Annotated in this window: 24 protein-coding genes; 11 read left to right on the top strand and 13 right to left on the bottom strand. The window is 65.3% G+C overall.

Features of this window, described 5'->3' with window-relative positions:
* Nucleotides 1-457: 457 nt before the first annotated feature.
* Together UNPF46_RS35490 and UNPF46_RS35495 are read right to left on the bottom strand one after the other, a co-directional pair.
* Nucleotides 458-856 (bottom strand): hypothetical protein, encoded by a 399-nt coding sequence (locus UNPF46_RS35490; RefSeq protein ID WP_100178547.1) that lies wholly within the window; start codon nucleotides 854-856, stop codon nucleotides 458-460.
* Between the two features lie 33 nt (nucleotides 857-889).
* Nucleotides 890-1120 (bottom strand): hypothetical protein, encoded by a 231-nt coding sequence (locus UNPF46_RS35495; RefSeq protein ID WP_181770265.1) that lies wholly within the window; start codon nucleotides 1118-1120, stop codon nucleotides 890-892.
* 101 nt (nucleotides 1121-1221) lie between these two features.
* Between UNPF46_RS35495 and UNPF46_RS35500 the strand changes: the two genes are divergently transcribed.
* Together UNPF46_RS35500 and UNPF46_RS35505 are read left to right on the top strand one after the other, a co-directional pair.
* Nucleotides 1222-2043 carry a helix-turn-helix domain-containing protein gene (locus UNPF46_RS35500; protein ID WP_100178545.1) on the top strand — a complete coding sequence of 274 codons (822 nt, stop codon included), beginning with the start codon at nucleotides 1222-1224 and terminating at the stop codon, nucleotides 2041-2043.
* A 71-nt stretch (nucleotides 2044-2114) separates the two neighbouring features.
* Complete coding sequence (locus UNPF46_RS35505; RefSeq protein ID WP_142253143.1) at nucleotides 2115-2780, top strand: DsbA family oxidoreductase; 666 nt, start codon at nucleotides 2115-2117, stop codon at nucleotides 2778-2780.
* A 6-nt stretch (nucleotides 2781-2786) separates the two neighbouring features.
* On the opposite strand, the gene UNPF46_RS35510 is transcribed toward UNPF46_RS35505, so the two are convergent.
* From UNPF46_RS35510 to UNPF46_RS35530, 5 genes are all read right to left on the bottom strand, one after another.
* Nucleotides 2787-3950 (bottom strand): GNAT family N-acetyltransferase, encoded by a 1164-nt coding sequence (locus UNPF46_RS35510; RefSeq protein ID WP_142253144.1) that lies wholly within the window; start codon nucleotides 3948-3950, stop codon nucleotides 2787-2789.
* Between the two features lie 150 nt (nucleotides 3951-4100).
* Nucleotides 4101-5540, bottom strand: coding sequence for a cytochrome c oxidase accessory protein CcoG (ccoG, locus tag UNPF46_RS35515; protein ID WP_142253145.1), 1440 nt, complete (start codon nucleotides 5538-5540; stop codon nucleotides 4101-4103).
* 38 nt (nucleotides 5541-5578) lie between these two features.
* Nucleotides 5579-5782, bottom strand: coding sequence for a YgaP family membrane protein (locus UNPF46_RS35520; RefSeq protein WP_097658086.1), 204 nt, complete (start codon nucleotides 5780-5782; stop codon nucleotides 5579-5581).
* A gap of 13 nt (nucleotides 5783-5795) precedes the next feature.
* Nucleotides 5796-6239 carry a thioredoxin TrxC gene (gene trxC / locus UNPF46_RS35525; RefSeq protein WP_100178541.1) on the bottom strand — a complete coding sequence of 148 codons (444 nt, stop codon included), beginning with the start codon at nucleotides 6237-6239 and terminating at the stop codon, nucleotides 5796-5798.
* Nucleotides 6236-7522, bottom strand: a complete 1287-nt coding sequence (locus UNPF46_RS35530; RefSeq protein WP_142253146.1) for an NAD(P)/FAD-dependent oxidoreductase — start codon at nucleotides 7520-7522, stop codon at nucleotides 6236-6238. The genes trxC and UNPF46_RS35530 overlap by 4 nt, the downstream gene beginning before the upstream one ends.
* Before the next feature lie 115 nt (nucleotides 7523-7637).
* On the opposite strand from UNPF46_RS35530, the gene UNPF46_RS35535 reads away from it, so the two are divergent.
* From UNPF46_RS35535 to UNPF46_RS35550, 4 genes are all read left to right on the top strand, one after another.
* Complete coding sequence (locus UNPF46_RS35535; protein ID WP_245448402.1) at nucleotides 7638-7937, top strand: ArsR/SmtB family transcription factor; 300 nt, start codon at nucleotides 7638-7640, stop codon at nucleotides 7935-7937.
* A 115-nt stretch (nucleotides 7938-8052) separates the two neighbouring features.
* Nucleotides 8053-9063: an efflux RND transporter periplasmic adaptor subunit gene (locus UNPF46_RS35540; RefSeq protein ID WP_100178538.1), complete on the top strand. Its 1011-nt coding sequence runs from the start codon at nucleotides 8053-8055 to the stop codon at nucleotides 9061-9063.
* Nucleotides 9060-12284 carry an efflux RND transporter permease subunit gene (locus tag UNPF46_RS35545; protein ID WP_142253147.1) on the top strand — a complete coding sequence of 1075 codons (3225 nt, stop codon included), beginning with the start codon at nucleotides 9060-9062 and terminating at the stop codon, nucleotides 12282-12284. Before UNPF46_RS35540 ends, UNPF46_RS35545 begins: the two co-directional genes overlap by 4 nt.
* Nucleotides 12285-12294: 10 nt before the next feature.
* Nucleotides 12295-12651: a carboxymuconolactone decarboxylase family protein gene (locus UNPF46_RS35550; RefSeq protein WP_142253148.1), complete on the top strand. Its 357-nt coding sequence runs from the start codon at nucleotides 12295-12297 to the stop codon at nucleotides 12649-12651.
* A gap of 77 nt (nucleotides 12652-12728) precedes the next feature.
* On the opposite strand, the gene UNPF46_RS35555 is transcribed toward UNPF46_RS35550, so the two are convergent.
* Both UNPF46_RS35555 and UNPF46_RS35560 read right to left on the bottom strand, forming a co-directional pair.
* A complete protein-coding gene (locus UNPF46_RS35555; RefSeq protein WP_142253149.1) occupies nucleotides 12729-13064 on the bottom strand; it encodes a hypothetical protein in 336 nt (111 codons plus the stop codon).
* 104 nt (nucleotides 13065-13168) lie between these two features.
* Nucleotides 13169-13573, bottom strand: coding sequence for a hypothetical protein (locus UNPF46_RS35560; protein ID WP_100178534.1), 405 nt, complete (start codon nucleotides 13571-13573; stop codon nucleotides 13169-13171).
* Nucleotides 13574-13736: 163 nt separating this feature from the next.
* Between UNPF46_RS35560 and UNPF46_RS35565 the strand changes: the two genes are divergently transcribed.
* Nucleotides 13737-13961 (top strand): hypothetical protein, encoded by a 225-nt coding sequence (locus tag UNPF46_RS35565; protein ID WP_142253150.1) that lies wholly within the window; start codon nucleotides 13737-13739, stop codon nucleotides 13959-13961.
* A gap of 224 nt (nucleotides 13962-14185) precedes the next feature.
* Here the strand turns inward: UNPF46_RS35565 and UNPF46_RS35570 are convergent, their stop codons facing one another.
* Nucleotides 14186-14491, bottom strand: coding sequence for a PilZ domain-containing protein (locus tag UNPF46_RS35570; protein WP_246668808.1), 306 nt, complete (start codon nucleotides 14489-14491; stop codon nucleotides 14186-14188).
* A gap of 118 nt (nucleotides 14492-14609) precedes the next feature.
* On the opposite strand from UNPF46_RS35570, the gene UNPF46_RS35575 reads away from it, so the two are divergent.
* Entirely contained in the window at nucleotides 14610-14903 is a 294-nt protein-coding gene (locus UNPF46_RS35575) for an HdeA family protein (protein WP_174719055.1), read from the top strand.
* A 114-nt stretch (nucleotides 14904-15017) separates the two neighbouring features.
* Here UNPF46_RS35575 and UNPF46_RS35580 read toward each other — a convergent pair whose 3' ends face one another.
* Nucleotides 15018-15482 (bottom strand): PaaI family thioesterase, encoded by a 465-nt coding sequence (locus tag UNPF46_RS35580; protein WP_100178530.1) that lies wholly within the window; start codon nucleotides 15480-15482, stop codon nucleotides 15018-15020.
* A gap of 364 nt (nucleotides 15483-15846) precedes the next feature.
* Between UNPF46_RS35580 and UNPF46_RS35590 the strand changes: the two genes are divergently transcribed.
* Nucleotides 15847-16137 carry a hypothetical protein gene (locus tag UNPF46_RS35590; protein ID WP_100181309.1) on the top strand — a complete coding sequence of 97 codons (291 nt, stop codon included), beginning with the start codon at nucleotides 15847-15849 and terminating at the stop codon, nucleotides 16135-16137.
* A 109-nt stretch (nucleotides 16138-16246) separates the two neighbouring features.
* Nucleotides 16247-16501 carry a hypothetical protein gene (locus UNPF46_RS35595; protein WP_142253151.1) on the top strand — a complete coding sequence of 85 codons (255 nt, stop codon included), beginning with the start codon at nucleotides 16247-16249 and terminating at the stop codon, nucleotides 16499-16501.
* Between the two features lie 105 nt (nucleotides 16502-16606).
* Here UNPF46_RS35595 and UNPF46_RS35600 read toward each other — a convergent pair whose 3' ends face one another.
* Together UNPF46_RS35600 and UNPF46_RS35605 are read right to left on the bottom strand one after the other, a co-directional pair.
* Nucleotides 16607-16840: a DUF6894 family protein gene (locus tag UNPF46_RS35600; RefSeq protein ID WP_100178528.1), complete on the bottom strand. Its 234-nt coding sequence runs from the start codon at nucleotides 16838-16840 to the stop codon at nucleotides 16607-16609.
* Between the two features lie 157 nt (nucleotides 16841-16997).
* On the bottom strand, nucleotides 16998-17192 hold the full coding sequence (locus tag UNPF46_RS35605) for a hypothetical protein (RefSeq protein WP_100178527.1): 195 nt from the start codon (nucleotides 17190-17192) through the stop codon (nucleotides 16998-17000).
* Nucleotides 17193-17452: 260 nt separating this feature from the next.
* On the opposite strand from UNPF46_RS35605, the gene UNPF46_RS35610 reads away from it, so the two are divergent.
* Nucleotides 17453-17710, top strand: coding sequence for a DUF2798 domain-containing protein (locus UNPF46_RS35610; protein ID WP_142253152.1), 258 nt, complete (start codon nucleotides 17453-17455; stop codon nucleotides 17708-17710).
* Nucleotides 17711-18352: the final 642 nt, after the last annotated feature.

The raw sequence follows: 18352 nt of genomic DNA on the forward strand, positions 1-18352 counted from the left end.
CCTGTGGTCCACCCCGTGTGCGTTCTTGACGCCCACGGACCTGCGGGTGCCGCCGGCGCCCGGCCTTCCCTGCGCCCTTTGGCAATCGACGGGCGCAAGACGGCAGCAAAGCTCGGGCGAAATCCGCCGCGAGAATGGAATGGCGCGCCTGTAAGTTGAACTGAGAGTGGCAAGATGACCGACGATGCACCTTGCTCCGTCATTGCGAGGAGCGCTTGCGACGAAGCAATCCAGACTGATTCCACAGAGGCAGTCTGGATTGCTTCGCTACGCTCGCAATGACGTGGGGAGAGCGAGCGCCACGCGGGTGCTCTCGTGCCCCGGACGCAGCGCAGCGCTTCTTCTGCGATGCGCTGCAGAGCCGGGGCCCATGTATCCGCGAGCGATCCGTGTGGCATGGGTCCCGGCTCTGCGCAGCAGCGCAAGAGCGCTGCAGCGCGTCCGGGACACGAGATCGTCACGCTGTGACGACACTCCCGCTCTTCCGCAATCCCACATATTGCAGCTCCGCAAACACGCCGGTGGCGATCGCCTGGGCGACGACCATGAGCTCGCCGGCGATGTTCGGCGACACCGCGCCGGAGAACAGCAGCGCGATGCTTCCGACCGTCCAGGCCGCATTGCCGACCACGACCAGCAGCACCAGCGCCTTCGACACCGAGGCGCGCGAGGCGAGCCAGCCGACCAGGGCGGTGTAGGCGATCAGGAACAGGCCGGTTTCGCGCAGCAACGCTTCCGGCAGGTTGAAGAGCGATGCGAAAGCGCTCGCACCGAAGGCGAAGCCGAGGGCGGCAACGCCGCTGAAGACGGCATCGGCGAGCAGGGCGCGGCGGAGGAAGGCGGATGCGTCGATCATCGTAAGTCTCCTTGGTTGGGCTGGGGGTGGGATTCAATGCCGTCCGCGCCACCATGCGCGCAGGACACGGGCAAGGCGGAACGGACAGAGGCTCCTGGCAACGTCGTGCTCGAAGGCGATGACCTGCGCGACCACGTAATCGCCGGTCGAATGCACCAGCGGCTCGGGCATGTTGAGGCTGCGCGCCAGCATGCGGGTCGCGAGCGTCATGGCCCAGGGAACAAGGTGGTCGGCGACGGTCCGGTAGAGCAGCAGCGCGATCATGGTCATCTCCTGTTGCAACCGAAGATGCGCCGGCCCGCGGGCCAATTCGATTACCTCGCGGGTAATGGAAGGGCCGAAATCTGCGTGATAGGTTTCCGGGCATGAACGCACATGCATCCACGGCACGGTCCGAACGCAGCCAGCCGGTCCATATCGGCGACCATTTGCGCGAATGGCGGCAGCGCCGCCGCATGAGTCAGCTCGATCTCGCGGGCGAGGCCGAGATTTCGGCGCGGCACTTAAGTTTCGTCGAGACCGGCCGCGCCGCTCCGTCGCGCGACATGGTGCTCAGGCTCGCCGAACGTCTCGACGTGCCCTTGCGCGAACGCAACGTGCTGCTGGTTGCGGCCGGCTACGCGCCGGCGTTCCAGCAGCGTCCGCTGGAGGATCCCGCCTTGAAATCAGCCCGCCAGGCAATCGACCTCGTGCTGAAGGCGCATGAGCCCAATCCCGCGCTCGCGGTGGACCGGCACTGGAACCTGGTCTCGGCCAACCGCATGGTGGCGCCACTGCTCGACGGCATTCCGCAGCATCTGCTCGGCCAGCCCTTCAACGTGCTCAGGCTCGCTTTCCATCCGGAGGCGCTGGCGCCGCGCACGGTCAATCTCGCCGAATGGTGCGGGCATCTCTTGGAGCGGCTGCACCGGCAATGCGAGGCGACCGCCGATCCCGAGCTGATCAAGCTCTATGGCGATCTCAAGAGCTATCCGATTCCGGCGCGCGCGGGGCCGCTGTCGAGCGACAACGTCGCGATCCCCTTCAAGCTGCGCCACGGGGGCGATATCCTGAGTTTCTTCTCCACCACCATGGTGTTCGGCACGCCCGTGGACATCACCTTGTCGGAGCTGGCGCTGGAAACCTTCTTCCCGGCCGACGAGCGCACCGCCGAGCGGCTCAGGCAGATGGCAGCAGCCATGACTTAGCGCCCTTGCCTCGGAGCGGGTTCGGCTTATCTTCCGACGAACCCTTGACCTGCCCGAAGGAGGCGCCTGACATGAGCACGCTGAAACCGCTCCAGATCGACGTCGTCTCCGACGTGGTGTGCCCCTGGTGCTATATCGGCAAACACCGGATCGAGAGCGCGCTGGCGCTGGTGCCTGATGTCCCCGTCAAGCTCAATTTCCGCCCCTTCTTCCTCAATCCCTGGGTGCCGCGCGAGGGCATCAGCCGCGAGGCCTATCTCACCCAGAAGTTCGGCTCGGTCGAGGCCTATAAGGGCATTGCGGGGCGCGTCGTTGCGGCCGCGAGCGAGGAGGGGCTCGTCTACAAGCCGGAGCTGGTGGCGCGCCAGCCCAACACCACCGACTGCCATCGCCTGATCCTGTGGGCGGAGGCGATCGGCAAGGCGCCCGAGATGAAGCAGCGCCTGATGGAGCTGTATTTCCGCGACGGCGGCGATCTCACCGACGTCGACGTGCTGGTGCAGGCGGCCGCCGATGTCGGCCTCGATGCCGACGACGTGCGCAAGCGCCTTGCCACCGACGAAGACGTCGCGCGCGTTTCGGCCGACGCTCAGGAAGCCGCCGAGAAGGGCATCTCCGGCGTTCCGACCTATGTGTTCGCGCAGAAATATGCCGTCTCCGGCGCGCAGGATCCGAACCTGCTCGCGCGCGCCATCCGCCAGGTCTCGGCGGAGATCAACGCGCAGGCGGCGGAGTAGCGTCGCTCATTTGCGGAGCCGGCGAACCACGCCGCGTGCGGCCTCGTGTGCGGCGTTGACGCCGAGCAACGCTCCGTGAACCATCGCTACGATTGGATCGTGCCGCCGCAGCGGGATCAGCACGTCGCCGACCGCAAAACGTCCGCGCCAGATCGGGTTGATCATGGGATGGTCGGCGCTCGCGGTCGAATCCGCGCTGGCGATGGCGGGATCGGCACAGAGATGGCGGGTAAGCTCGAGCGTGAGCTGCACGCCCGGCGAATATTTCGCAAAGCGCTCGTCGATGCCGAGCTTGAAGAAGAAGGCGCGATCCTGATGGCGCAACACGATGCCGGCGGCGACCGCCGTCGTCCCGGCGCGCAGCGTGATGATCTCGCACTGCGCGGTCTCCGCCAGCGCCGGCACGGCGCGGCGGATGAAGGTCGCATCGCCATCATGCTGGACCAGGGCGGTGCCGCGCTTGCCTTTCCAGCCGCTCGCTTCGAGCTGCAGGAAGGTCTCGAGCGCGGGCCCGATCTCATCTGGCCGGCGCGCGACGTCGAACGTCACAGGGCCGTGCGCTTCGAGCCGGTGGCGCTGACGGCGCAGCTCCTTGAGTTTCTTGGTGCCAAGCGCCTCGCGCAGCAGCGTTTCGGCATCCTGCGTGGCATCGAGGCTGGCGCGCATGTAGGAGGACAGCACGCGCGGCTTCAGGCGGTCGCGGCTCAGGGCCTGCCCGAGCGCAGTCATCGCCGCGCCGTCGAGCGCGACGTCGTTCAGCACGAGCGCATGCGCGCCGGCCTCGCGGGCCTGCTGCAACAGCCGCGTGGCCGCCTCGATCGGGGCGTCGCGGTCGATCAGCGGACTGCACAGCGTGCCATAGGGATGCGCGCTCACCAGCGCGGGCAGGGGAATCTTTAAGGCGCGCCACAGCGAGATCACGGGCATCAGCCCGATCAGTCGCGACGAAGTTCCGTCGCATGCGGGCAGTGTCGAGGCTGAGGTGCGGCCGCGTGCGGTGGCGCTGACGGCGAGCTCCCAGGCGGGCAAATAATATCCGTTCGGCTCGATTGCGCGCTGCGCCAGTGCGCGCCACTGGCCAGGGTCGATCGCCGTGAGCGGGACGCGCGCGGCCATGGCATCCCTCGCGGATGCCGGATGAAGCGCTGCCTGCTGCGCGATGTCGACCACGTCCCCTCGTCCCGTTCACGCGGGCGAATGCCGCGTCACGTGGCCATGCTTAGCGCAAAGATTGGAAAATACCGTTGGGACGCGGCTCCAATTCGAACGGTAATGTTAACGTCTCGTTGAGCATCCGGCGCCGGATGCTCAACGCAGACCCTATTTGTCGCCGGGCAGGAAGTGATCACGGGCGCTCGCCCGTCCGCCGCCGGCGGTATCGGTGATCGTGACCTCGAGATCGCGCGAGGTCTTCGGCAGATCGGCAGGCCCGACCTGTACCGACAGCCTGACCTCGCGGGTCTGGTCCTGACCGACCTCGACGACGGGCTTGGCACCGGAAGCGGCTTCGATGCCCGCAAGGCGGATGCTCGCGCCGGGCAGTCCGGAGACCTCGATCGCAAACGATCGCTGGGCACCCTTGTTGAGGATGCGCACGGTGTAATCGTTGCGCACCCCGCCGTCCGAGAGCTGGACGAACAGCGGATTGCGCTCGTGCAGCACGTTGACGTCCATCGTCGCGCGCGTGGCCAACGTGTACAGCATGACGCTGCCGACGATGGCAATGGCTGCGGCATAGACCAGCGTGCGCGCGCGGATGATGCGATAGATCGGCGGCTTGCCCTCCCGCCGGCGCTGCATGTTGATGTCGGTGTCGTAGCCGATCAGGCCCTTGGGCCGGCCGATCTCCTGCATGACGTTGTCGCAGGCGTCGATGCACAGGCCGCATTGGATGCAGCCGAGCTGGATGCCGTGGCGGATGTCGACGCCGGTCGGGCAGACGTTGATGCACTGGTGGCAGTCGACGCAATCGCCTGCGACATCGCCGTGCGCGCGGGCGGCCTCCGCCTTCTTCACCGACATGCGCGGCTCGCCGCGGTCGCGGCGATAGGTGACGTTGAGCGCCCATTCGTCGGTCAGGGCCGCCTGGATGCGCGGCCACGGGCACATGTAGATGCACATCTGCTCGCGGGCGTGGCCGGCGAAGACGTAGGTCGTCGCGGTCAGGATGCCGATCCAGAGATAGGCGATGAACGGCGCCTGGAAGGTGGCGAGCTCTTTCACCAGCGTCGGTGCGTCGTCGAAATAGAGCACCCAGGCACCGCCGGTCCACCAGGCGATCATGATCCAGAGGAAATGCTTCAGCGCGACCTTCCGGATGTGGTCGAACGTCCAGTAGCGCTTGTCGCCCTGCATGCGCTCGCGGCGGTCGCCCTCGACCCAGCGCTCCACGGCGTAGAACAAATCGGTCCACACCGTCTGCGGGCACAAATAGCCGCACCACAGCCGTCCTGCGACGGCGTTCATCAGGAACAGAATCATGGCGGCGAGGATGAGCAGGCCGGTGAAGTAATAGACCTCCTGCGGCCACAGCTCGATGAAGAAGAAATAGAAGCGGCGGTGCGGCAGGTCGATCAGCACGGCCTGGTCGGGGAGGCCGGGTCCGCGATTCCAGCGCACGAACGGCAGGAGATAATAGACCCCGAGCGTGACGCAGAGGATCGTCCATTTGATGCGGCGGAACGGCCCGTGGACCGACTGCGGATAAACCTTCCTACGCTTCTCGTAGAGAGGTCCCTCAATGAAGGTGTCGTCGGTCATGGCAAATTCCCCCGCATCCCAGGCTGCATTCGGCGCGTTCAGGAGAACGCGCAGCCGCTGCTCAAGCCGAGCTTCCTGAACACGATCGCCGCCGGGCAGAAGCCCGTGAACGAGGCCTGCAACATGTTCAGTCCGGCGAAGGCCGTCAGCAGGTACCAATACGCATTGACATAGGTGCCCAGTGCGAGACCGAGCAGGACGACACATCCCGCAAAGGCGAGGACGGCTTTATCGACATTCATGGCAGGCTCCTTTTTAAGTACGGGTCAGGTTGGCTTCGGTCCAGGCGACGATGCTGCGCGCATCCATCGCGCCGGATTGGCGGGCGATTTCGCGGCCGCCGCGCATCAGCAGCAGCGTCGGAATGCCGCTGATGTGAAGGCGCGACGACAAGGCGGGTGCGTTGTCCGAATTCAGCTTCAACAGCCGCACGCCGGGCTCGAGCTGCTGCGCCGCGCGCTCGAACATCGGGGCCATGGCGCGACAGGGTCCGCACCATGGCGCCCAGACGTCGACCAGCACGGGAATGTCGCTGCTCGCGACATGGCGATCGAAGCCCGTCTCGTCCACCTCGATCGGCCGGCCGGTGAACATCGGCTGATGACAGGCGCCGCAGCGCGCATCTTGCGGTGCGCGCTCGGCCGGCAGGCGGTTGATGCGCCCGCAATGTCCGCAGACGATCTGGCGTGTCGTGCTCATGTGCCGGTTCGGACCTCCTTGAGCTTGGCGATGTTCAGCTTGTCGAGAACGAAGCGCTCGTAGAACGGCTCGCTCTCGCCGCGCCGCATCTTGCGCAGGAAGTATTTCTCGAAGGCGACCTTGGCGAGGTGCACCCATTCGCCCTTGGAGGACCAATTGACGTTGCGCGGCGGGATCTGAGGCTGCGCGAGGAAGGCGACGCCGGAATCGCCGAAATCGGCGAGGCAGATCGCGTTCCAGGTCGGCTGCGCCGTCGGCGCCTTGCCGCGGAGCAGGGCGCCGATGTTCATCGCGGTCGCCGTCACCATGGATTCGATCATGAAGCCGGTCTTGGGGACGCCCACCGGCACCGGTGTCGCGCCGACCGGCGCGATCGCGACGCAGACGCCAACCGCAAATATGTTGGGGAAGGCGGGATTCTGCTGATGCTTGTCGACGATGACGAAGCCGCGTGGATTGGTCAGCATCTCGATACCACGCACCGCTTCGACGCCGCGGAAGGCGGGCAGCATCATCGAATAGACGAAGGGCAGCTCATGGGCCTTGCGCGACGTGCCGTTGTCGGAAAGCTCCTCCACCCTCATCAAGCCGGGGGCGACATTGTCGACGCGGGCGTTGGTGATCCACTTGATGTGCTTCGCCCGCATCTCGCTTTCGAGGAGACCCTTGGTGTCCCCGACGCCGTCGAGGCCGAGATGGCCGATATAGGGCTCCGAGGTGACGAAGGTCATCGGTACCCGATCGCGCAGCTTCCGCCGGCGCAGCTCGGTCTCCAGGATGAAGAGGAACTCGTAGGCCGGACCGAAGCAGGAGGCGCCCTGAACGGCACCGATCACGACCGGGCCGGGATTGGCCGCGAGCGTCTCGAAGGCGTCGCGGGCATGGGCGGCGTGATCGACATGGCAGATCGACTGGGTATGGCCCTGCGGCCCGAGGCCGGGGATTTCGTCGAAGGCAAGTTCGGGACCGGTCGCGACGACCAGATAATCATAGTCGATCGACGTGCCGTCGCCGAGCTCGACACGGTTCTCCTCGGGGTGGACGCGCTTTGCGCCCTGCGTCAGCAGTCGCACGCCCTTGCGTTTCATGATGTCCGCGAGATCGATCTCGATCTCTTCGCGCTTGCGCCAGCCGATTGCCACCCATGGGTTCGAAGGCACGAAATGATAGACCGCGCCTTGCGAGATGACGCTGAGGCGGTCCTCTTTTCTCAACTGGGGCAGCAATTCATAGGCCATCAGTGTTCCGCTCAGACCGGCTCCGACTACGACAACTTCCGCCATGGGTATCCTCCGTTGGATCAGGCCGCTTCGCCGGTTCAGTCCGGCCGTCGTGCAGCGCTTGACTATATATTCGTAATTGCGTATATACGCAAGTATGAAAATAAATAGCGAAATCATGGAGCGGGCGGCGGATCGGGCGAGCGAGCTGCTCAAGGCGCTCTCGAACCGCCACCGTCTTCTCATCATCTGCCAGTTGATCGACGGCGAGCGATCGGTCGGCGAATTGGCCGAGTTTCTGAGTCTGCGCGACTCCACAGTCTCCCAGCATCTTGCGCTCCTTCGCAAGGACGGCCTGGTCGCCGCCAGGCGCGATGCGCAGACGATCTTCTATTCGATCGCCAGCGAGCCGGCGCGCGAGATCCTGAAGACGCTTTACCAGGTGTTCTGCGCGCCGAAGTCCGCAAGGACGAGGTGAAGCCTAGGCAAAGGCGGGCGGGCGCGCCTTGCGCGAGATCAACGCGCCTTCGCCCGATGTCGATGAAATGAGAGGAGCACCGCGGCGCGGTGTGATGAACCCTATGACGACACGGATGTGTCCCTTGCAATATCTGGCGCGCCTCGGACTTTTGGCTGCGTGGGCGGCGATCGGAGTACCGGCGGGATCCGCTGCCGCCGCGGCTACGCTCACCGTTGCGCAGCAGCAAGTCAGCGACGAGAAGGCGGTCTTTGCGACCGTCGAGAGCATCAGCGTCGTCCCCGCGCGCGGCCGCATCGGCGGCACCGTCGTCCAGCTCAAGGTGCGCGAAGGGGATCGCGTCACCGCGGGTCAGGTCATCGCGGCGATCGGCGATGAGAAGCTCGTCCTCCAGATGAAATCGCTCGACGCGCAGATCGAGGCGCTCCAGGCCCAGGCGAACCAGGCGCAGATCGATTTCACCCGAACGGAAGGGCTGGTCGAGCGCGGCATCCTGCCGCGCATCAAGCTGGACGAGCAGCGCACCGCGTTGAACGTCGCCGACAACAACCTGCGCGCCAAGGTCGCCGAGCGGGCCGTGACCAGTGAGCAGCTCAATCAGGGTCAGGTGCTCGCGCCGGCGGATGGCCGTGTGCTGAAACGGCTGATCACCGTGGGTTCCGTCGTGCTTGCCGGCGATCCGATCGTCACGATCGCCCAGCAGAACTTCAAGCTGCGGCTGCGCGTTCCGGAGCGGCACGCCCGTGCCTTGAAGGCCGGCGACAAGGTCCGCGTCGATGGCGCGGAGCTGGCGGGAGAGGCCTCGAAATGGGGCGTCGTCGACCTCGTCTATCCCCAGATCGAGGAGGGGCGCGTCATCGCGGATGCGACCGTCGAGGGCCTCGGCGAGTATTTCGTCGGCGATCGCTTGCGGGTCTGGATTGCCGGCGGCGCGCGGCCGGCTTTCGTCATTCCGTCCAGCTATGTGACGACCCGGTTCGGTATCGACTACGTCCAGCTCCGGAAGGGCGACGAGACGATCGACGTGCCGGTGCAGCGCGGCCGCGACATGCCGACGCCTTCGCTTCCCGACGGGCTCGAAATCCTGTCGGGCATCCGGACCGGTGACCAATTGGTGCGGCCGTGAATCTAGGCCTGTCAGGACGGTTGACCCGATCGACCATCGCCTCTCCGCTGACGCCGCTGTTCCTGCTCGGGGCGCTCGTCGTGGGGCTGATCGCCGTCGTGGTGATCCCGCGCGAGGAGGAGCCGCAGATCAGCGTTCCCATGGTCGACATCCGCGTCAATGCCGACGGCCTGCGCGCGCCCGACGCGGTGGAGCTGGTGAGCAAGCCGCTGGAATCGATCGTCAAGGGCATCGACGGCGTCGAGCACGTCTATAGCCAGACCGAGGACGACCGCGTGATGGTCACCGCGCGCTTCCTGGTCGGCACCAAGTTCGAGGATGCGGTCCTGCGGGTGCACGAGAAGATCCGCGCCAATCTCGACCGCATTCCCGTCGGGATCCCCGAGCCGCTGATCGTCGGCCGTGGCATCAACGACGTTGCGGTGACCGTGCTGACGCTGTCTCCGAAGCCGGAGGCGGCCAGCCGCTGGACCGACAAGGACATCTACGAGCTCGCCGACAAGCTGCGCGCGGAGCTGATGAAGGTCGATGACATCGGTCTGACCTACATCTCCGGCGGCGCGGCGCAACAGATCCGGGTCGAGCCCGATCCGGAGAAGCTGTCGCTGTTCGGCGTCACGCTGCAGCAGCTCGTGGCCAAGGTGAAGGACGCCAACCGCTCGTTCCTGGCCGGCCAGGTCCGCGATGCCGGCATTGTGCGCAACGTCGCGGCAGGGCAGACGCTATCAGGCATTCCCGACATCGGGCTATTGCTGATCACGAGCCGTGACGGCCGACCGGTCTACGTCAAGGACGTCGCCTCCGTCGTCGTCGGCCCGAGCACCGTCGAGCATCGCGTCTGGACGGATTCGCGCGCCGCCGGCGGGCAATGGGCGCGGACGCCTGCCGTGAGCCTGGCGCTGGCCAAGCGTGCCGGCGCTAATGCGGTCGTCGTGTCCGAGAACATCGCAAAGCGCCTCGAAGGATTGAAGTCGCGCCTGATCCCGGAGGATATCCAGGTGACGGTGACGCGCGACTACGGCGAGACCGCCAACGAGAAAGCCAACGAGCTCTTGTTCCACCTCGGCCTCGCGACCGTCTCGATCGTCATCCTGATCGCGATCGCGATCGGCTGGCGCGAGGCGCTGGTGACCTTCGTCGTGATTCCCACGACGATCCTGCTCACGATGTTCGCCGCCAATCTGATGGGCTACACCATCAACCGCGTCAGCCTGTTCGCGCTGATCTTCTCCATCGGCATTCTCGTCGACGACGCCATCGTCGTGGTCGAGAACATCGCGCGGCACTGGGGCATGCGCGACGGCCGGCCGCGCCTGCAGGCGACCATCGAGGCAGTGGCGGAGGTCGGCAACCCCACCATCGTGGCGACGCTGACCGTGGTCGCCGCGCTGCTGCCGATGCTGTTCGTGTCGGGCCTGATGGGGCCCTATATGGCGCCGATCCCGGCCAACGCGTCGGCGGCCATGCTGTTCTCGTTCTTCGTCGCCATGGTGGTCGCGCCCTGGCTGATGCTCAAGCTCGCGCCGAAGGGCGAGCTGGCTTCCGCGCATGCGGCGCACGACGAAGGCCGGCTCGGCAGGCTCTACCGCCGTTTTGCCGCGCCGATCGTGCGGAGCAAGCGGTCGGCCTGGATCTTCCTGCTCGGTGTCGGCATCGCGACGCTGCTGTCGATGACGCTGTTTGCGACCAAGTCGGTCACGGTCAAGCTGCTGCCGTTCGACAACAAGTCCGAGATCGCCGTGGTCGTCGACCTGCCGGAAGGGGCCAGCCTGGAGGCGACCGAGCGTACGCTGTTCGGCGCGGCCGAGATCGCGCGGCAGCTGCCGGAGGTCACTTCGCTGCAATCCTATGCCGGCACGCCGGCGCCGTTCAATTTCAACGGCCTGGTGCGGCACTATTATTTGCGGGAGAGGCCCGAGCTCGGCGAAGTTCAGGTCAATCTGGCTGCGCGCGGCGAGCGCAAGCGGGCGAGCCACGAGATCGCGCTCGAGCTGCGCGAGAAGCTGAAGGCGCTCGATCCGCCCGCAGGCACCAGCATCAAGGTGGTCGAGGTGCCGCCCGGACCGCCGGTGCTTTCGACGCTGCTCGCCGAAGTCTACGGTCCCGATGCAGCCACACGCCGTGCCGTCACCGCCGAGCTCAAGAAGGTCTTCGCGGAAGTGCCGTTCATCGTCGACGTCGACGATTCCATCGGCGAGAAGCGGCCGCGGCTGCGGCTCTCGATCGACCAGGACCGGCTCGAATTCTTCGGCGTCGAGCAGCGCGACGTCTATGACACCATCCAGGCGCTGTTCGGCGGCACCTCGGTCGGCTATTCGCATCGCGGCGAGGACCGCAACCCGATCGAGATCGCGGTGCATCTCGGCAAGCGCGATCTGGTCTGGGACGAGGCGCTGGCCTCGACGCCGGTGCCGGCCAACACCTTGCCCGGCAGCAAGACGGTGGTCGAACTCGGCCAGGTCGTGAAGGCGACGATGGAGCAGGGCTCGCCGACGATCTTCCGCCGCGACGGCCGCTTCGCCGACATGGTGATGGCCGAACTCGCCGGACGGTTCGAGGCGCCGCTTTACGGCATGCTCGCGGTTGCCGACCGCGTGGAGACCCATGACTGGGGCAAGCTGCCGAAGCCCGCGATCAGCCTGCACGGCCAGCCGTCGGACGAGTCGCGGCCCACGCTGCTGTGGGACGGCGAATGGGAGATCACCTGGGTGACCTTCCGCGACATGGGCGCAGCTTTCGGCGCAGCCATCCTCGGCATCTACGTGCTGGTCGTCGCCCAGTTCAGGAGCTTCCGTTTGCCGCTCGTGATCCTGACGCCGATCCCGCTCACGCTGATCGGCATCCTGATCGGGCACTGGCTGCTGGGCGCGCCGTTCACTGCGACCTCGATGATCGGCTTCATCGCGCTCGCCGGCATCATCGTGCGCAATTCGATCCTGCTGGTCGATTTCATCCGGCACAGCAGCGCTGACGGCAAGTCGCTTCGCGAGGTGGTGCTGGAGGCCGGCGCGGTCCGCTTCAAGCCGATCCTGCTCACCGCACTCGCGGCAATGATCGGGGCTGCGACCATCCTGCTCGATCCGATCTTTCAGGGATTGGCGATCTCGCTCCTGTTCGGGCTTGCCTCGTCGACGCTGCTCACCGTGCTGGTGATCCCCGCGATCTACATCGCCTTGCGCGCACCGCGCGAGGTGGCTCCAACCACAGCCAAATCCAGCTAGCGAGGATCCGATGGACAAGAACTACGTCGACATCACCAGGAACATCTCGGCCAATCTGAAAAAGCTGAGAAGCGACATTCCCGACACGATGAAGGGATTTTCCGCACTCGCCCAGGCTGCCACGCGCGACGGCGCGCTGGACAAGAAGACCAAGGAGCTGATGGCGCTGGCGCTCGGCGTCGCCGCGCATTGCGACGGCTGCATCGGCTTTCACGCCGAGGCGCTCGTCAAGCTCGGCGCGACGCGCGAAGAGATCGAGGAGACGCTCGGCATGGCCGTCTACATGGGCGGCGGGCCGTCGCTGATGTACGCCGCCGATGCAATCGCGGCGTACGAGCAGTTTCAGCAGCAAGCCGCTTCCGCCTGAGCGCCGCCGTCGGTGGCCTAACGCGAAAAGGACCGGGCGACGATCGTCGTCCGGTCCTTTTGCCTCAGCTTACGGTCTTACCAGCGGTCGTCGCCGACACCCACGCCGACGCTGACGCCGGGCGCACGAATGCCGATGCCGGCGCGCGGCCCGTCATCCCAGTCGCGACGATACGTCCGCCGCTCATAGTAGCGTTCGCGCGGCATGGAGTTGTAGGAATCGCGCACGATCACGCGCGCGCCGCCCCGGGTGCGATAGCAATTGCCGGCATCGTCGCAGACCAGCCGCACCTGCTGGACGAGGTCAGGGCTCGTGAATTCGCTGGTCGAATAGACGTCCGCGGCCTTGGCGCCGGTCGCGGTAGCCAGCGCGCCGACACCTGCCAACAGCGCAATCGTAAATGTCTTCATCATGTCCTCCTCCGAAACTGCCCTCGGCGGTAACAAGAAGGGGAGGCGGTGATCGTTCCGGACAATATGCCTGTTTTTCCCGGGAACCAACGTCTTTGCGCCGGTTTCTAGATCGGCTCGTAGGCTTCCGTCCCGCAGATGTCGTCGGCTTCAGCGCGCCGGCGGTCGACCACTTTTCCGCCCTTGATGGTCACGATGTAGGTCTGGGCGCCGAGCGGGCTGCCGGTCGCGGAGGTGAGCTGGGCACGGACGCAAGCCGTCCAGCCCGGTCCTCGCACCTCACGATGAGGCGGGGCCACGTGCACCTCGCGCGGATAGGAGGTCGTGAGGAAGACCACATCGATCTGCTCGCGCACCAGGCGCTTGACGTCGGGAGGTGCCTCGGGCGGCGGCTGCTCGGCCTCCTTCATGCGCATGAACTCGGGCACCGGTGCGCGGCTGTCGGCAACGCCGCAGGCGCCGAGCGCGAGCGCGGCGGCGAGCGGCGCCGCATGAGCAATGATCCGCAACATTCCTGAGGGTCCCCTGCGGGCCAACAGATAGACACGAATGCGATCCGGCGAAGTCCCGGCCAATCAAGTTTTGCTGAAGTCTCGGCTTGGGCCGAGAACCCGCGGCATTTGCTATTCCGCCATTGCAGGCTAGTTTCTACCCCAGAGGAAGGGGATTGCGCCAATGAGGTTTCTGGTCATCGCGGCCGCCGTGCTGGCACTGACGGCTGCCTCCGCACAGGCCCAGGGCCGGCGGCAGCCCTCCGACGCAGCCAAGCCGGCGGACAACATGCCCAAGGTCGACGAGAAAGCCTACAAGGCCGCGCTCGATCGCATTCCCGAGCCCAAGGACAAGTACGATCCCTGGGGCGGGGCCCGTCCGAGCGAACCCGCCAAGAAGTCGAAATAGAGTCGGGCCTTCGGATCGCACGCCGGTGCGCTCGCGGTGGACGGGCTCGGCATCGCGACTCAGTTGCGCTCCGCCAATCGTTGCGTCAGCCACACTTACGGGATCGACAACGAGGCGCCCGCGAGCGGCGCGCGCGAGCCTTGCGATGACGTCGCAACTCGCTGCATCACGCGATCATCATCGTGATGTGGATGCGATGCGAACGCTCGTTCACATCGCGCGCGCTATTGCACAAAGGCGAGGCCGACGCGCTTGTCACGGCGCCAAACTGTGCGACAATTCCGTACGAAATCGTCGCACGAGATCGAGAGCGTGAACGATTGCGGCAACATGACGGGAGCATCGAGGTCGATCGCCGCGCCGCCAACCGACATGTTTCGCACGGTGCAGGGGATGCCGCCGTTTTCGAAGGTGATCGTTCCACCCTTGAAAACACGGTGACGCTGCGCTGTACGCTTCTCGATCATCGGCGTCGATCCATCATGATGATCTTGGAGTAGTGCATAGAAATTACGTTGAAATAAACTCAATACTGGCGCTACTTCGATGGCGTTTCAGACTTCGTTTACGACGTTCGCGCGGAGAGCCTCTCCGCCGACTTTCACGAAAAGCCTTCTTTTATGGCGCTGTGCGCCGATGGAGATTCTGATGAAGACCACGCTTTCGCTTCTGCTCGCCGCAGCGTTCTCGCTGTCGTCGATGCCGGCCCACGCGGTCAAGTGGGACCTTTCGACCATGACCTGCAAGCAGTTCCTCGACAGCGGCGAAGACAACATCGCGGTCGTGCTGACCTGGATGGACGGCTGGTACAAGGGCGACGAGGACAACGCGATCATCGACACCGAGGTGTTCATCGACAACGCCAAGAAATTCGGTGCCTATTGCGGAAAGAATCCGACCGTCAGCGTCGTCACCGCGGCCGACGAAATTCTCGGCAAGTAGCGCTCGCGAAGTTCGATGATCGCGGCGCGATCGGATCGCGCTTCGGTCTTGCGCTTCGACGACACCGTTGGAGAGCCGCGATGCGCCTTGCGCGCACGCGGCTCTCTTCTTTGATCAGCCCGGCAACATCGCGAAAGCGCTCGAGACCATCGCCACCGGCTTGTTGTCGCCAGCCGAGAGCAGCGTGACGCGGCCAAAGCTCATGGTGCGCCCGAGCCGCACCACGCGCGCATCCGCCAGCACGTCCATTGAGGACACCGCGCGCATGAAATGCGTGGTCTGGTCGACCGTGGTCATGGGGCGATAGCCGCGATTGGCGGCCAGGATGGCGATCACCATCGCGGTGTCGGCAAGCGCCATCAGGGCCTGTCCGCAGACCACGCCGCCGTTCCGGCAGAGCCGCTCCGAAAACGGCATGCGCAGCAGCGCGCCCGGCTGCCAGTCCGGCGCATCCGCCGGCTGCGCGTGCTCGATGCGCTCGACGGCGAGGTTGAGGTCCTGGACCCAGGGTGCAAAAACCTCGCCCAGGATGCGTCTGGCGTCGGACAGGCCGAATTCGGCGTCTGGCTGCATCTGCATTGCTGTCGCACTCTCCCCTATTGCCGGATGTTTCGCCCCATTGTGCGCGCATCGGCGCGGCAAAGTCACCCGGTCTCGCGGCGGTCCGGTCGGCTTGAAAATGCCCGACTTGGGCCGATATGATGGCCTGGTTGGGTAGGGGTGGATGATGTTGCGCCGGTGTGTCCTCTTTTTTTGCATGGCCGCGCTCGGCCTCGCACTGAGCGGGTGCACCAAATGCGGCCCGATCTGGGACGACTGGCTGCATGGGCCCAAATCGTGCAGGTCGGATCGGCTCTAGCGGGCCTCCAGCGGCCCCGGGGGCGGCGACACGGATGACGAGGCGCGGGCGATCCGAGCCTCATGGATGATCAAGGAGTGGACGATGAAGCTTTTCCGTTTGGCCGCGGTGCTGGCCGTGGTGGCGGGACCTGCCTATGGGCAAATGCCCCAGCTCAATTTGCTGCAGGATGCCCCGAGCAAGACCCCCGAGGAGAAGGCCGCGGAAGCCGAGCGTGACAAGGCCTACAAGGAAACGCTGAAGAAGATTCCGGACACCAAGGCGTCCAACGATCCCTGGGGCGGCATGCGCGCCGATCCGCCGAAGCAGCCGGCACCGAAGGCATCGGCAGCAACCAGCGCGCCGAAGAAGAAGAGCGGCACGGCCGCCAACTGACCGCCGTTCGATTCCGGCGGGCGGACAGCGCCTTCCGGACGGGACTCCTCTTCCCTCGGCCGGCGCCCTACATCTGGCTGAGTGTGAGTTGCGCAGGGGAGGGCAGGCCATGGCCGATCGTCCGCGGGATCTTGCCGAGCGGATGGCGCGCCGGCGCAAGCTGGCCGGCAAGCCCGGCCAAACGGCCGGCGACGGCTATCTGCGCGAGACCTTCACGTTACCGCGCGCGGCAGCGCGGGAGAGGGCGCAGGCCTTCTTCGCCCGCTACCCCAAGGCCGGCTATATGAGCGCGGTCGAGACCTGGCGCGAACTGCCCGGCGGCGACATCGAATTCACCATGCGGCGGCTGCCCAGCGCGGATTAGTCTAAGAGCATTTTCGGTTCTGATTGAATCAGAACCGAAGCTCTAGATTCTTGTTTTGAGGCGTTTTCTTCACGCGAACCGGTGTCCACTTCGCTCGAAAACGCTCTAGTCGAGGGTTTCTGCGACGATACGGATCCGGAACACCGGCTCCTTGGCCTCGTCAAGCAGCTCCATCTGCCATTCGGAATTCTCCTGGAGCTTGCGGGCAATGCCGGCGGTCATGTCGGCACAGACGCTGGTCATCTCTTTCCAGGCCGAATCGCGATTTGCAAACTCCGTCGCCTGATCGGCGCAGCCGGAGTAACGGCCATTCCGGATTCGAAAGAAATAGAGCGGCATGGCTGGCACCGATCGCGCCCGTGATGGCCTCGCCCCCAAGGCCATGGGCGCGCGCACTCCAATCCCAAACCGGCGTCAGATCAATTCCGGGCGGCTACGGATCATGCCGCCGCGGGGTTGGCCGTGGCGTCGCGGCGCAATGTGCCCTGCGACAGTCCTAACCGGCGGGTTCAGCCCGTCCGGATCGCTTCAGCTCCCGGTCGATGCGCAGCTGCACGCGCCGGATTGCCAGCAGGTCAATCTTCGTCTCGGTCTTGCCGGACTTCAGCTGCTCGCCGATCCGGAACTGCCATTGCCAGATTCCGGGAATCGCCGTCTTGGCGACGGTGAACTCGATGCCCCTGTGATTCATGGCGACCTCCCACGATTCACGTCCTTGAGTGTTAACATGTTGGTCGTCATAATATTCCGAAAGACAAGCAAAATCCGTAGACCCCTCAGGTGCCCGTGGTTCTCCGACCATGAACAGAGTTCCTGAGCCGCGTCCCGCGTGTGTTCGCGCAAGCGCTCTGAAACGCGTCCGCAGGGCTGGTTCCCGCCGGGGGAGATGTCCTGCCAGCGGCGGCATGTGCCTTGCTTGGTGTCGTGACGGCAACCAGACATGGGCTCCACATGCTCGGCATTCCCCGCCGCTACAGTCATTTCGTCTTCGGTGTCATCCAGTCCGGACTGACCTCGCTGATCGCCGCGGGGATCGCCAGCTTTCCCGCGGGCAGCACGACGAGCTTCGTCAGGCACTGGATGGTCTCGTGGCTGATCGCCTGGATCGCGATGCTGCCGGTGGTGCTGCTGGCGGCGCCCGCGATCCGCGCCTTCGCGCTGCGTCTGACGCAGGAGGACAGGGATTCGCGCGCCGGCGAGAAGGCGTGAAAAAACCCCGCCTGGGGAGAGCCAAGCGGGGTTAGGAGTTATTGGAGGCTGAGGTGCTGGGCTGCAACACCATAGCCGCTTCACCGTAGCGGGCTCCGCTTACGGCAGCCTGACAGGTGACGGATTTCCTCCCGAGGCCGCAGACAGGCCCTGCACCCGTCCAAATTTCGACATCCGTTCGCACAACTGCCGACACACAGGTCGGCAAGATTCCACGTCGCTCGGCGCAGCCATGGGGGAACGTGGCACGCCGGCAACGGGGTGGCATCATGGACAACGTTGAGCGGTCATTCGCCGCCGCGACAGCGGCTGGCTTCGTCGTGCTGGTGATCGGACTCGTGCTGCTGGCGCTGCTGTAGGAGAGACCCGCGGAATGGCCGCCGTCCCCTGCGAGATGAGGGCACACGGGCGTGTCGCATCCTCAAAAATTGCAAAACAACCCCATGCACAGTAGGCAGCATGGAAATTTCGTCGGCCTCTCAGTAGCTTAGGTGGTAGTATTTAGATACTTCCATCGCGCCCGGCCCGCTTTGTCGGGCCTTTGCCAGTCCCGGTGGCTTCTAGCAGTCTGCTGAAAAACCGGCAAATTCGTTGCTGATTGGCGTTTGGGTTGGACCTTGGTCGGAAGTTTGATGTCGGAGC

It is taken from the genome of Bradyrhizobium sp. UNPF46, assembly GCF_006658625.1.
GTDB classification, from domain to species: Bacteria; Pseudomonadota; Alphaproteobacteria; order Rhizobiales; family Xanthobacteraceae; genus Bradyrhizobium; species Bradyrhizobium nitroreducens.

What these genes read in the sequence shown, in the direction of transcription:
- UNPF46_RS35490 (WP_100178547.1), bottom strand. Translation starts at nt 856, where the DNA reads ATGATCGACGCATCCGCCTTCCTCCGCCGCGCCCTGCTCGCCGATGCC.
- UNPF46_RS35495 (WP_181770265.1), bottom strand. Translation starts at nt 1,120, where the DNA reads ATGATCGCGCTGCTGCTCTACCGGACCGTCGCCGACCACCTTGTTCCC.
- UNPF46_RS35500 (WP_100178545.1), top strand. Translation starts at nt 1,222, where the DNA reads ATGAACGCACATGCATCCACGGCACGGTCCGAACGCAGCCAGCCGGTC.
- UNPF46_RS35505 (WP_142253143.1), top strand. Translation starts at nt 2,115, where the DNA reads ATGAGCACGCTGAAACCGCTCCAGATCGACGTCGTCTCCGACGTGGTG.
- ccoG (WP_142253145.1), bottom strand. Translation starts at nt 5,540, where the DNA reads ATGACCGACGACACCTTCATTGAGGGACCTCTCTACGAGAAGCGTAGG.
- UNPF46_RS35520 (WP_097658086.1), bottom strand. Translation starts at nt 5,782, where the DNA reads ATGAATGTCGATAAAGCCGTCCTCGCCTTTGCGGGATGTGTCGTCCTG.
- trxC (WP_100178541.1), bottom strand. Translation starts at nt 6,239, where the DNA reads ATGAGCACGACACGCCAGATCGTCTGCGGACATTGCGGGCGCATCAAC.
- UNPF46_RS35530 (WP_142253146.1), bottom strand. Translation starts at nt 7,522, where the DNA reads ATGGCGGAAGTTGTCGTAGTCGGAGCCGGTCTGAGCGGAACACTGATG.
- UNPF46_RS35535 (WP_245448402.1), top strand. Translation starts at nt 7,638, where the DNA reads ATGGAGCGGGCGGCGGATCGGGCGAGCGAGCTGCTCAAGGCGCTCTCG.
- UNPF46_RS35540 (WP_100178538.1), top strand. Translation starts at nt 8,053, where the DNA reads ATGTGTCCCTTGCAATATCTGGCGCGCCTCGGACTTTTGGCTGCGTGG.
- UNPF46_RS35550 (WP_142253148.1), top strand. Translation starts at nt 12,295, where the DNA reads ATGGACAAGAACTACGTCGACATCACCAGGAACATCTCGGCCAATCTG.
- UNPF46_RS35555 (WP_142253149.1), bottom strand. Translation starts at nt 13,064, where the DNA reads ATGATGAAGACATTTACGATTGCGCTGTTGGCAGGTGTCGGCGCGCTG.
- UNPF46_RS35560 (WP_100178534.1), bottom strand. Translation starts at nt 13,573, where the DNA reads ATGTTGCGGATCATTGCTCATGCGGCGCCGCTCGCCGCCGCGCTCGCG.
- UNPF46_RS35565 (WP_142253150.1), top strand. Translation starts at nt 13,737, where the DNA reads ATGAGGTTTCTGGTCATCGCGGCCGCCGTGCTGGCACTGACGGCTGCC.
- UNPF46_RS35575 (WP_174719055.1), top strand. Translation starts at nt 14,610, where the DNA reads ATGAAGACCACGCTTTCGCTTCTGCTCGCCGCAGCGTTCTCGCTGTCG.
- UNPF46_RS35580 (WP_100178530.1), bottom strand. Translation starts at nt 15,482, where the DNA reads ATGCAGATGCAGCCAGACGCCGAATTCGGCCTGTCCGACGCCAGACGC.
- UNPF46_RS35590 (WP_100181309.1), top strand. Translation starts at nt 15,847, where the DNA reads ATGAAGCTTTTCCGTTTGGCCGCGGTGCTGGCCGTGGTGGCGGGACCT.
- UNPF46_RS35595 (WP_142253151.1), top strand. Translation starts at nt 16,247, where the DNA reads ATGGCCGATCGTCCGCGGGATCTTGCCGAGCGGATGGCGCGCCGGCGC.
- UNPF46_RS35600 (WP_100178528.1), bottom strand. Translation starts at nt 16,840, where the DNA reads ATGCCGCTCTATTTCTTTCGAATCCGGAATGGCCGTTACTCCGGCTGC.
- UNPF46_RS35605 (WP_100178527.1), bottom strand. Translation starts at nt 17,192, where the DNA reads ATGAATCACAGGGGCATCGAGTTCACCGTCGCCAAGACGGCGATTCCC.
- UNPF46_RS35610 (WP_142253152.1), top strand. Translation starts at nt 17,453, where the DNA reads ATGCTCGGCATTCCCCGCCGCTACAGTCATTTCGTCTTCGGTGTCATC.